The 12377-nt window shown below is 37.7% G+C and carries 9 protein-coding genes and 1 riboswitch; of the genes, 3 read left to right on the plus strand and 6 right to left on the minus strand.

Features of this window, described 5'->3' with window-relative positions; all coding sequences use genetic code 11:
• The first annotated feature begins 258 nt into the window (after window positions 1–258).
• Window positions 259–1647, plus strand: coding sequence for a YheC/YheD family endospore coat-associated protein (locus AAIE21_RS15850; RefSeq protein WP_343267652.1), 1389 nt, complete (start codon window positions 259–261; stop codon window positions 1645–1647).
• A gap of 18 nt (window positions 1648–1665) precedes the next feature.
• Here the strand turns inward: AAIE21_RS15850 and AAIE21_RS15855 are convergent, their stop codons facing one another.
• Window positions 1666–1911, minus strand: coding sequence for a hypothetical protein (locus AAIE21_RS15855; protein ID WP_343267653.1), 246 nt, complete (start codon window positions 1909–1911; stop codon window positions 1666–1668).
• Window positions 1912–2313: 402 nt separating this feature from the next.
• Here AAIE21_RS15855 and sasP point away from each other — a divergent pair, with 402 nt between their 5' ends.
• Window positions 2314–2517: a small acid-soluble spore protein, SasP family gene (sasP, locus tag AAIE21_RS15860; protein WP_343267654.1), complete on the plus strand. Its 204-nt coding sequence runs from the start codon at window positions 2314–2316 to the stop codon at window positions 2515–2517.
• Window positions 2518–2568: 51 nt separating this feature from the next.
• Here the strand turns inward: sasP and AAIE21_RS15865 are convergent, their stop codons facing one another.
• The 5 genes from AAIE21_RS15865 to AAIE21_RS15885 all read right to left on the minus strand — a co-directional run bounded on the left by AAIE21_RS15865 (window position 2569) and on the right by AAIE21_RS15885 (window position 9407).
• Window positions 2569–3303, minus strand: a complete 735-nt coding sequence (locus AAIE21_RS15865) for an amino acid ABC transporter ATP-binding protein (RefSeq protein WP_343267655.1) — start codon at window positions 3301–3303, stop codon at window positions 2569–2571.
• 28 nt (window positions 3304–3331) lie between these two features.
• A complete protein-coding gene (locus tag AAIE21_RS15870) occupies window positions 3332–4030 on the minus strand; it encodes an amino acid ABC transporter permease (protein ID WP_343267656.1) in 699 nt (232 codons plus the stop codon).
• Window positions 4017–4814 carry an amino acid ABC transporter substrate-binding protein gene (locus tag AAIE21_RS15875; protein WP_343267657.1) on the minus strand — a complete coding sequence of 266 codons (798 nt, stop codon included), beginning with the start codon at window positions 4812–4814 and terminating at the stop codon, window positions 4017–4019. The genes AAIE21_RS15870 and AAIE21_RS15875 overlap by 14 nt, the downstream gene beginning before the upstream one ends.
• Window positions 4815–5655: 841 nt before the next feature.
• A complete protein-coding gene (locus tag AAIE21_RS15880; RefSeq protein WP_343267658.1) occupies window positions 5656–7656 on the minus strand; it encodes an ABC transporter ATP-binding protein in 2001 nt (666 codons plus the stop codon).
• Window positions 7653–9407, minus strand: coding sequence for an ABC transporter ATP-binding protein (locus AAIE21_RS15885; protein WP_343267659.1), 1755 nt, complete (start codon window positions 9405–9407; stop codon window positions 7653–7655). The genes AAIE21_RS15880 and AAIE21_RS15885 overlap by 4 nt, the downstream gene beginning before the upstream one ends.
• Before the next feature lie 690 nt (window positions 9408–10097).
• On the opposite strand from AAIE21_RS15885, the gene AAIE21_RS15890 reads away from it, so the two are divergent.
• Complete coding sequence (locus tag AAIE21_RS15890) at window positions 10098–11543, plus strand: NADP-dependent glyceraldehyde-3-phosphate dehydrogenase (protein WP_343267660.1); 1446 nt, start codon at window positions 10098–10100, stop codon at window positions 11541–11543.
• A 628-nt stretch (window positions 11544–12171) separates the two neighbouring features.
• Window positions 12172–12354, plus strand: a riboswitch (Lysine riboswitch).
• Window positions 12355–12377: the final 23 nt, after the last annotated feature.

Raw genomic sequence — 12377 nt, forward strand, 5'->3', positions numbered from 1 at the left:
GTATAATGATATGGAAGCATGTTTGTAACGTATATAACGAAACCGCTCTGAAACCATTATCACGCAATTTTACATTAGAAATAAAAAACGTTTAAGCAGTTATCTCTTCTCTTTTTACATAGTGGATGGAATAGAGCACGTAAGATTATACATGCGAATCCGAAAATAGCATGATTATTCACTGGCCAAAGAAGCTACCTACAGCCCATTACGGTTTAACCTATTTACACCGTAACTGAAAAAGGAGTGACGACTATATTGAAAGATCATATTTACACATTACAAATTTCTACCGATCATCCAAGGTCGCTAACATTGCCTTATATATTTTCTAGTACTTCTTCCCTTACATTTCTTTCCTTTGGATCGCGACATACGGCATGTGAAAATATTGAAATTCATTATACTTATGCTCACGAAATTATAATAGGCGAACAGATTGCGAAAGAACTCTTGCTTCCACCTTCAACCGTCATGCATGCTTTCATTCAAAATCAGACCCTTATACTTGGACCACTAATCGGTATTTTTACAACAGGTTTTACGGAATCCGCTTCCCATCCCATCGGCAATCGTTCTATCGGTTTCAAGGATTTAATAACTCCATCCGACTCTTTACATCCATTCGTTTTCTTATTTGGTGCACAACATATCAACTGGGACGAAGAAACGATTGATGGATACTTTTTCAAAGAGGAAAGCTGGGTGCAATGTAAAGTTCCTTTTCCAAATGTTATTTACGATCGGCTCCCTAATCGAGATGCAGAACTTTATAAACCTATTATCAGGGCAAAAAAACGATTACAAACAAAGTACGGCATTCCATGGTTCAATCCAGGTTTTTTCAACAAATGGAATATACACCAGCTTCTTATAAATGAAAAAACGGTTGCTTCTCTGTTACCTCAAACAGAAACATTTCAGCACTTCGAGCAAGTAGAACATTTCTTATCATCATACAAACACGTTTATATGAAACCTGTGCATGGGAGTTTTGGGCGAAACATTTATCAAATTTTTTATTCTACTACGGAAAACTGTTATTATTGCCGTTACCGTGAAGGGACACAAAACAAATTACGAAAGTATCACTCTCTAGAAACATTGATCAATCACGTTATGCAAGGACAGGATTTAAAAGAATTTATCGTCCAGCAAGGAATTGTATTATTACGTATAGGTGGGCAACCGGTAGACTTTCGAGTTCATACAAATAAAAATCGGTTTGGTTATTGGAGAGTCAGTGCCATCGTTGCGAAAATCGCTGGAAAAGGCAGTATGACAACTCATATAAATAGTGGCGGAGAAGTAAAACTACTCCAAGATATTTTTCCTGATGCGACAGAGCGTGTTCGAATCACAAATAAATTAACGGATGTAGCCATACAATTAAGTTCTACTTTAGACCAGTGCATGAAAGGAAATATTGGAGAGATTGGTTTTGATTTAGGTTTAGATAAAGATGAGAAGATTTGGCTATTTGAAGCCAATTCCAAACCTGGAAGAACTGTCTTTCAGTCCGAGAAATTACAAGAACATAGTGAGCTGACGAAGCAGTTATTTTACGAATATGCCCTCCATTTAACAGAACACTCTTTCCCACGCCCGAAACAGCGATTACGAGAAGATGAAACTTCCGCCTTATGATAGGTGGAAGTTTTTTCATTACACCAGTTTCACCATTTGTTCCGTTTGTGTACCACACGTCCCGCAATAAAAAACATGAACACAATATTCCTCCGAATTCTCCCCTGTTAAACCGTCTACTGCTGTTAACAAATCTTGATCCATGTATGCACTATAATCATCTATATAGTCCACAACTTTCCCATAATCTTGGAGTACATTTGTACAAGTTTGACAAGAATATGTTTGAGCCTCTAACGCATTACAAAGTGGACATATTTCCATTACAACTCCTCCAATCAGAGAGGTTTCATATTTACGATTAGTGTGACCTTCTTTTAGAAAAATACAAATTAAAAAACCTTCTTTTTAGGTGGGAAAGAGTATCCGCCCATGCATAGAAGCGGTCAGTTCCTTTTTTCGCCCCATGCCATGTGAAAACAAAAAGAGAAAGCGAGTGGAAACCTGCTTTTTCTTCCATAGCCGTGACTTATATCAAAAAACTAAAACCAATTTATGTTTTTACAAAATTTACAAATTATTATTTCGCATATCTTTCTAGGTAACATCCATACTATGAGTACAATCAACACAAACGATGGATTGGCGCCAAGCGGGGCGATAATCTGGTTCAACTCCAGCTAATCCAACCAAAAAACTTTTATACTCTAAGGAGGATTTATTCCTATGGCAAACCAAAATTCTTCAAATCCATTAGTAGTACCAGGTGCAACAGCTGCAATCGATCAAATGAAATACGAAATCGCTCAAGAATTTGGTGTACAATTAGGAGCAGATTCTACAGCTCGTGCAAATGGATCTGTTGGTGGAGAAATCACAAAACGTTTAGTAGCAATGGCTGAGCAAAGCCTTGGCGGATACCAAAAATAAATATATATGGCAAAAAAAGGTCTCAGGGCATTCGCCCTGAGACCTTTCTATTTACTGAAGCATTTGCAAGAATTTCTTTGTTCGTTCTTCTTTCGGAGTAGTAAATACTTCTTCCGGTGTTCCTTGTTCCACAACAACGCCACCATCCATAAAAATAACACGATTCGCAATTTGATGAGCAAAGCGCATTTCATGCGTTACAATCACCATCGTCATTCCTTCTTTTGCAAGTTCTTTCATAACTTTTAGGACCTCTTGCACAAGTTCTGGGTCTAATGCTGACGTTGGTTCATCAAATAATAAAACCTCTGGTTCCATCGCAAGCGCACGGGCAATCCCTACGCGTTGTTGCTGGCCACCAGATAACTGGAAAGGATATAAATCCATCTTGTCACCAAGTCCAACTTTTTCAAGGAAATACGTCGCTTTTTTCTTCGCGTCTTCTTTCCCCATCTTTTTCACTGTAACAAGCCCTTCCATTACATTTTGGATTGCTGTTAAGTGCGGGAATAAATTATGGTGCTGGAACACCATACCCGTTTGTGTGCGAAGATTTACAATATCATTCTTCGTTACTTTTTTAGAGAAATCTAGCTCTTTATCACCAATGCGAACAATACCTGCATTTGGCGTTTCTAATACATTTAGGCAACGTAAAAATGTTGTTTTACCAGAACCAGATGGCCCTATAATTACAACTACTTCACCTTTTTCAACGGATAAATCTATATGTTTTAATACGATATTATCACCGAAACTTTTTTGTAAATGTTGAATTGAAATCATAAAAACAAAAACTCCTTTTATGAAAGGATTATTTTAGAGTGTAACGTTCTGAACGTTTTTCTAATATTTGTTGCACAATAGATAGTAGGAAACAAATCACCCAATACATAAGGCCTGCTTCAAAATAAACAATTAAAAACTCATAGTTCATCGATGCGATTTCCTGTGCTTTTCGGAACATCTCTGTTACTAAAATTAACGATGCTAATGAAGTATCCTTCACTAAGCTAATAAACGTGTTTGAAAGCGGCGGAATCGATACACGTGTTGCTTGTGGTAAAATAATACGTTTTAGCGCTTGTGGATATGTCATTCCAATTGTATACGCTGCTTCCCATTGCCCTTTTGGAATAGATAAAATGGATGCACGAATAATTTCAGATGCATACGCACCAACATTTAATGAAAATCCAATAATAGCTGCTGGATATGGATCAATCTCAATTTTTAAAGTTGGAAGTCCATAAAAAATGATAAATAATTGTACAAGAAGTGGTGTTCCGCGAATAATAGATACATAGATACGAGCAATCCATTGCAGCAAACGACTATTTGAAATACGAGCTAAAGCTGTCAATGTCGCCAATATAATACCGATCACAAATGTGATAAGCGTTAATGGAATTGTCGTGAAAAGAGCACCCTCCAGCATAGGCATGAAGGATGCTTGCATGATATCTATCCATGTAGACAATCGATCTGTAACGAGTGCACTACTTAGATACATTTTCACCAAACCATTTTTTCGTTATTTTGTCATACGTTCCATCTTTTTTCATATCTTCTAACGCTTTATCTACTTCTTGTACTAATGTATCGCTACCTTTACGGAATAAGAACCCACTTTGTGACGCTTCTTTTTCTGTTGCTGCAATTTTAATGTTTGCATCTTTTTTCGTTTCTAAATAGTTTAACACTGATAATTTATCATTGATTGTGAAATCAACGCGTCCTGAACTAATTAGTTCTACCGCTTGGCTAAATCCTTCTACACCCTGGATTTCCGCGCCATTTTTCTTTGCGATGTCCGCATAGTTACTTGTTAAAGACTGAGCTGCTTTCAAACCTTTAATATCTGTAAATGAAGCTGGTTTATCTTTATCTTTTGCAACAACAAGTGCTGCTGAAGAAGAAATATATGGTTTAGAGAAGTCATATTTCTTTTGACGATCTTCACGAATTCCCACTTCATTCGCAACCATATCGAAACGTTTTGCATCTAGTCCAGCAAGTAAACTGTCCCATTGCGTTTCTTTAAATACTGGCTTCACACCTAGACGTTTTGCAACTTCTTCTGTTAACTCAACATCAAATCCAGTTAATTTTCCACTTCCATCGTGGAATGTAAACGGCGGGTATGTACCTTCTGTACCGACAACGATTTCACCATTTTTCTTAATTTGTTGTAATGCGTCTTGACTAGCTGTATCTTTTTTCTCTTCTTTGCCACAGCCCGCCACAATACCGACTGCTAGTGTAGCTACTGCAAGCACTGAAAATATTTTTTTCATAATGTTAATCCTCCAAGTATTCTGATAGGAATTTAAAAACTATATTGATTGTATGCAATCTTGAACAATTTTTCAATGAAAATGTTCGTCATTAGTGTATCCTTTTTCTTCATAATCAAACAAAATGATACAAAATCGATACATACAAAAAATAAGTAACATGTTTAAATATAGCATTTATAGAGGAAAAGGTAAAACAAAAAACTTCCTTTTTGGGTAGGAGAGAGCGTCCGGCCAGGCATAGATTCGGTCAGGACCTTTTTCTGCCCCATGCCTTGTGAAAACAAAAGGAGAAAGCAAGTGGAGATCTGCTTTTCTCTTCATAGCAGTGATTAATGTGGAGAAATCTAGAAAGCATGAGATAGAACCCTTCTTTTAGGGAGAAACGAGCGTCCAGCCAGGCATAGGTGCGGTCAGGGGCGTGTAAAAAAATGAGCAGGAATCTTCTTTTGTCCTTCATATCCGGGATTGAGTTGCTAAATGATTGATAAATGAAATTTTATCAGCGATTTTTCAAATATATCGACCATTTCTCAAAAAATATATATATCGGCGCAAATTCGAATATATCGGCGGTTCGACAAAGAATATCGATCAATCGACAAATACCAACAAAGTATTCCTACTAAAATAGAGCTTGCTACAGTAGCAAGCTCCTTTAAGATTCTAATACACAATATCCAATCATCCCGCACAATAATAAAAAGAAAGCAATGTTAAATGTCACGGATAATTCTTCCATCCCTATCTCCCCCTTTCCTCCAACATATCACATGGATAAGGAGAGGGACGGAAGCATTTGTAAACATTGCTTTAAAGTTTTCTGAACATTTCGTGAAAGTTACGCACTTTGGCTTCCTTCCATTTGTGTTTTGTACATGTCATAATAACGACCCTTTTTCGCCATTAATTCTTCGTGAGATCCCTTTTCAAGAATCGTACCCCGGTCAAGCACAATAATTTGATCTGCGCTCTTAATTGTTGAAAGGCGATGCGCAATGATAAAGGTTGTTCTTCCTTTCTTAACGACTTCTAATGCTTTTTGAATCATCGCTTCAGTCTCTGTATCAATACTTGAAGTCGCTTCATCTAACACTAAAATGGCCGGATCAAATGCTAACGCACGTGCAAAAGATATAAGTTGACGCTCCCCGGTTGATAACGTACTTCCTTTTTCCGTAATTTGTTCTTCTATATTATTAGCAAATCGCTCTGCCCCTACATCGTGCAGTGCTTTTACAATTTTAGCCTTTGAAATCCTCGGATGTTCTAAGCTTACATTCGATGCAACTGTGCCACTAAATAAAAATGGATCTTGCAGTACAATCCCCATATGTTCTCGGAGTGCTTGCTTTGGTATATCTTTCACGTCATGCCCATCGATTGTAAGTTTTCCTTTTTGAAACTCATAAAATTGGAAAAGTACATTCATAATGGAACTTTTCCCCGATCCAGTATGACCAACGAGGGCAACCGTCTCTCCTTTTTTCGCCTCGAAAGAAATATTTTTTAACACTTCATCTTTCCCATTATAAGAAAATGAAACATCATCAAATCGAACATTTCCATTTAGACGCGGGATACGTTCCTCTTCAACTACTTCTCCCTTTTCATCTAACAGTTCAAATACACGTTCCGATGCAACGCGCGCTTGCTCTAAATTCGCAAGCTGATTCACCATATTGGTAATTGGTGAGAAGAGCCTTGTTAAATAATCGACAAATGCATACAGCACCCCTAAAGAGATAATCCCTGTCGCACTCAAAGAGGCGCCGCCAAAGTACCAAATAACTCCCGTAAAGGCAATGTTGCGCAACACACCTACTAAATTATGTGATGTCGCTGCATTTAAATTTAAAATTTTATTTTGATACTTAAAGTAGTCTTCATTTAACTCTTCAAATTCTTTCTTCGTTGTACGCTCTTGACGAAATGCCTGAATAATCGGCATTCCTTGGATGGATTCATTCACTGTTCCATTAATATCTGATAGTCGTGAGCGCATCTTATGATTGTACACAGAGGCATATTTTCTATACACAACAGCCCAAACAATTAAAATTGGTATGATGATTAGGCATAAAAGTGCTAATTGAATATCCAGTAAAAATAACGCAATAAAAATTCCGATAATGTAAATAAAACTAGAAACAAATGTCGCTAAAACTGTTACATATAACTCCCGAATTGCCTCCGTATCATTCGTTACACGCGATACAATTTTTCCTGCTGGTAAATGGTCGAAATAACGAATCGGTAATGTTTGAATATGAGAAAAGACATCTTCACGCATAATTTGAATGATTTTATTAGACGCTTTCTGTAAGAAAAACTGTTTACCATATGCAAATAAAGATACAACTAACAATAGTGCAAAATACCCTCCGCCAAGTAACAGTAATCGTTTCATCTCAGGTTCATAAAACGAATATACTTCTTTACCTGTTAACATTTTCGCTTTATACACTTGCGTTGCTTTCCCGCTTTGAACTGTAATCATATCTCCCTTTACAGAACGTGTTCCTTCTGCTGCAACTTTATTAGGTACAAAATAATAAGTGAAACCGACCTGTATAATACGAACTTCTTTCCCTTTTTGTTCCCCTTGTTCAAAACGGTCGCTTCGTTTATACCAAGCTCCGTTATAAAGTACGGCATCCTCACCTTGCACTGTTTCATGCCACGGCTTCTCAATCCCGACAATATGATCATCAATCATTATCTTTGCTACAAATGGACCTGCCAGCTCTGCAATAACGAAAATAAATAACATTGCTAGTGCCGTGAAAATGGGCCCCTTAACTTTCATAGCATACCTAAATAACCTCTTTCCTACATTCATATTTTCACCTCACCCTCGGCCTTTTCGCCCTGCTGTCTTTCAAACTGCTCCGCATACCAGCCGTCATTCAACACGAGCCTATCATGCGTTCCTTCTTCAATGATTTCACCATTATCCATAACGAGGATCCAATCCGCATGCTGCACAGCTGATAACCGGTGCGTTGTTATAATGGTTGTTTTCCCGCTTCTTTCTCTTCGTATATTTTCAATAATCGCCGCTTCCGTCCTGGCATCTACAGCTGATAACGAATCATCTAAAATTAAAATTTCTGGATTTTGAATCACTGCTCGTGCAATCGAAATCCGTTGTTTTTGTCCACCAGATAAAGAAACACCTTTTTCTCCAACAAGCGTCTCTAACCCTTCTGGAAGGAACTCTAAATCTTTTTTGAATGCTGCAATTTCAATAGCCTTTTCAAGTTCCTCCTCGCTTGCTTCCCTATTTCCAAACAAAATATTTTCCCTTGCTGTTTTTGAAAATAGAATATGCTCTTGTGGTACATACCCAATCCAGCCTCTTACGTTTTCAGTCGAAATTTTACCAAACGTAACATCAGACACTGTAATATCCCCTTCTCCAAGCGGATACTGGCGAAGAAGCTGACGAATAAGAGTCGTTTTACCACTCCCTGTTTTCCCAACAACACCAAGCGTTTCTCCTTGTTTTAATGAAAAAGAAATATGTTTCAAATTCATATCTGGTGAAGCCGGATACGAAAAGGAAACTTTATCAAAGTCGATATACTCTGGTTCGTGTACACGCGTTGGCTTTCTCACGTTCTTCACGTCTGGCTCATACGCTAATGTTTCATTAACACGATCTAGCGAAGCATTTCCACGCTGCATAACATTGATTAATTCACCAATCGCAAACATCGGCCAAATCATCATCCCAAGGTAAACGTTAAAGGAAACAAGTTCACCAAGCGTCAGCTTTGATTGGAATACTAAAAATGCTCCATATACAAGACCAATCAAATAACTAAGACCAACTAGCATCTTCACAGTTGGCTGAAACAGCGCATCAATTCTTGCTACTTTCATATTTTTTTCATATACATCTGTTCCTAACCTATGAAACCTTTCTTCATCCGCTTTTTCCTGTACATATGCACGAATCACACGCACGCCTGCAATCGATTCAAGCACTTTGTCATTCATATCTCCAAACGCATCTTGAGCAATTGTAAAGCGTTCATGTAACCTCTTCCCGTATATATTCATCGCATATGCCATAATCGGCAAAGGAAGAAGTGCCGCAATTGTAAGTTCCCAACTAATTGAAAATCCCATCATAAAAACAATCGTTAGCATATATAAACTAGAATCCACGAGTGTCAAAATCCCAAAACCAGCAGTCATAGAAATCGCCTTTAAATCATTTGTCGCCCTTGCCATTAAATCACCAGTACGATTTTTGTGATAAAAGGTCGGTGTCATTTTCAGCAAGTGCCCCATAAATTTTGAACGCATCGTTTTTTCAAGAACAAATGAACCACCAAATAATTGATGTTGCCATACATACGTGAGTATATATCCAACTATCGTCGTCACTACTAAAATCCAAATATACTTCATAATTACTTCGCTTGTTAAAGACCCTATTTTTATATGGTCAATTGTTAAGCCAATTACTTTTGGAGGAATTACCTCTACTACATTTACAATTAAAAGCGCGCCAATTGCGATACTGTACCGCTTCCAATGTTCTTTAAAAAACCATGTTAACTTTTGTAATACTGAAAACAATGAAATCTCTCCCTTCTCGATCTTGTTTCAGTTTATCTCTGTTATCCGCTATCAAAAGCCCCCCATTTTACACCAAGCCAACTATACTGTTTCACCATACCTTCTCACCCTCCATATTTTTCTTTATCGAAACCATACAAAGTATGGAAACAACCAAAAATAGAGACAAAAAAGCGCATACCGCCGCTTGACGATATGCGCAAAAACGCATAAAAGCGTACGTTACGAAATACGCAACGTACGCTTTTTTAAAGACAAAAAAGCACTATCTTTCCGTACGGGTTGCGTAATGATATGAATGTTCCACGCCATGTAATACCGCTAAGCCAGTCATATTTACAATTACAATCATCACGCACACCTCCTTCATTTATTTTCCATTTTTAATTTTATAACTTTATGAACTTTTCTGTCAATTGTTTTTTTATTATTTTATAAAACAAATTTTTATCACAAGAAATATAAAATACATACTCCCTTTCCCATACTCGAAAAAAATTATCTATTAATACTATTTATAAACCCTATATTTCACTTAAAAATACAGTAAACCCCTTTCAGAAAGGGCATACAAAATTAAAATCACATAAGAAATCGTTTTCATAAACATTTTGTTTGAAAAATATTCTCAAACCCCCTACAATCACCATATACTCACTCTTACAAGTTGCTATTTTAGGAGGACGAATCATGACAACGATAACTAGCAATACGTACAAATTTTATTTAAACGGTGAATGGAGAGAAAGCTCTTCTGGGCAAACAATTGATATTCCGTCACCATATTTACATGAAGTAATTGGACAAGTACAAGCGATTACTCGCGGGGAAGTTGACGAAGCAATTGCATCAGCAAAAGAAGCTCAAAAGGACTGGGCTGAAGCATCTCTTCAAGATCGTGCAAAATATTTATATAAATGGGCTGATGAGCTTGTAAATATGCAAGATGAAATTGCCGATATCGTAATGAAAGAAGTCGGTAAAGGTTATAAAGATGCGAAAAAAGAAGTTGTTCGTACAGCAGATCTTATTCGTTACACTGTAGACGAAGCATTACATATGCATGGCGAAAGCATGATGGGTGATAGCTTCCCTGGCGGATCTAAATCTAAACTTGCAATCGTTCAACGTGCACCACGTGGTGTCATTTTAGCAATCGCACCATTTAACTACCCTGTAAACTTATCTGCTGCAAAACTTGCACCAGCTCTTATTATGGGTAACGCTGTTATCTTTAAACCAGCAACACAAGGCGCAATTAGCGGTATTAAAATGGTTGAAGCACTTCATAAAGCAGGTCTTCCAAAAGGACTTGTAAATGTAGCAACTGGACGCGGTTCTGTTATCGGTGACTACTTAGTGGAACATCCTGGCGTAAATATGGTATCGTTCACAGGTGGTACAAACACAGGTGCTCACTTAGCGAAAAAAGCTGCTATGATTCCACTTGTATTAGAACTTGGCGGAAAAGACCCGGGTATCGTACGTGAAGATGCTGACCTAGAGGAAGCAGCAAAACATATCGTAAGCGGTGCATTCTCATACTCTGGTCAACGTTGTACTGCAATCAAACGCGTGCTTGTGCATGAAAATGTAGCAGACGAGCTTGTTAGCTTATTAAAAGATCAAGTGGCTGAATTAACTGTTGGTTCTCCAGAACAAGACAGCACAATCGTGCCATTAATCGATGATAAATCTGCTGATTTCGTTCAAGGTTTAGTTGACGATGCAGTAGAAAAAGGCGCAACAATCGTTATCGGTAACAAGCGCGAGCGTAACTTGATTTACCCAACATTAATTGACAATGTAACAGAAGATATGAAAGTTGCTTGGGAAGAGCCATTCGGTCCAATCCTTCCAATCATCCGCGTTTCTTCTGATGAGCAAGCAATTGAAATTGCGAACAAATCAGATTTCGGCTTACAAGCAAGTGTCTTCACAAAAGACATTAATAAAGCATTTGCAATTGCAAATAAAATCGATACTGGTTCTGTTCAAATTAACGGACGTACAGAGCGTGGCCCTGACCACTTCCCATTCATCGGCGTAAAAGGTTCTGGTATGGGAGCACAAGGTATTCGTAAGAGCCTTGAGTCTATGACACGTGAAAAAGTAACTGTATTAAACTTAATGTAACATTTTAGAAGCTAGTCTACCGCTGTAGATTAGCTTCTTTTTATATAAAGTGAAACTTTAATCAGTGGGGGTTTTCTTCATCCCCCACTGATTATCAGCCCTCACCAATCGGGCTTTTACGGGCAGTTGATCCCCCACCTATCTTCCTCGTTTCCCTCTGAATCTTGAGGTAGGGGTCTTACTGCCCGTTAATGCGGGATAAATACAAAATGAAAAACCGGGCAAAAACCATTCTTTTTAGGTGGGAAGAGAGCGTCCGGCCATGTATAGAAGCGGTCAGTGCTTTTTTTGGCCTCATGCAAAGTGAGAACAAAAGGAGAAAGCGAGTGGAGATTTCCTTTTATTTTCATAACCACGACTTAGGTGCTTGAAAATAAAAATGGATATATATGTTGGAAAATCAAGTTGGATATATATTCTTTCATTCACCTATTCACTTATCTCATATGCTTTAGGGCTACTATTCATTAACCAATCCATTACATTCCTAAATTTCGAAAAAGCTCCCTCTTCTTATAATGACAAATTCTTCACTATAGTCTGATTATTTCTATATCCATTGACGTATAAAAATACATTTGTTACCCTTAAATACGTTAATTTAATACATAAATCCTCATTCGTATCTCGGTGAGGTAGAGGTTGCAGTCATTAAGAGTATCATTTCAGGAGATGTAGTGGCATCGATGAATGAATGGGAAAGGAATGGTTGCCGAAGTAAGTAATGCCCACCATGCATTCTTGCTGGGTCTGCTATTTAATAAATGCAGAACTGTCACAAACAATTTGTTTGTGGAGAGCTATCGAGAGGTATGTCGTGGGTTTCCTATAAGA

The sequence above is a fragment of the Paenibacillus sp. 102 genome (assembly GCF_039549175.1).
Classification (GTDB): Bacteria; Bacillota; Bacilli; order Bacillales; family Bacillaceae_G; genus Bacillus_A.

Coding starts and splice junctions, on each gene's coding strand:
- AAIE21_RS15880 (WP_343267658.1), bottom strand. CDS start 7,656: ATGAATGTAGGAAAGAGGTTATTTAGGTATGCTATGAAAGTTAAGGGG.
- AAIE21_RS15855 (WP_343267653.1), bottom strand. CDS start 1,911: ATGGAAATATGTCCACTTTGTAATGCGTTAGAGGCTCAAACATATTCT.
- AAIE21_RS15890 (WP_343267660.1), top strand. CDS start 10,098: ATGACAACGATAACTAGCAATACGTACAAATTTTATTTAAACGGTGAA.
- AAIE21_RS15865 (WP_343267655.1), bottom strand. CDS start 3,303: ATGATTTCAATTCAACATTTACAAAAAAGTTTCGGTGATAATATCGTA.
- AAIE21_RS15875 (WP_343267657.1), bottom strand. CDS start 4,814: ATGAAAAAAATATTTTCAGTGCTTGCAGTAGCTACACTAGCAGTCGGT.
- sasP (WP_343267654.1), top strand. CDS start 2,314: ATGGCAAACCAAAATTCTTCAAATCCATTAGTAGTACCAGGTGCAACA.
- AAIE21_RS15870 (WP_343267656.1), bottom strand. CDS start 4,030: ATGTATCTAAGTAGTGCACTCGTTACAGATCGATTGTCTACATGGATA.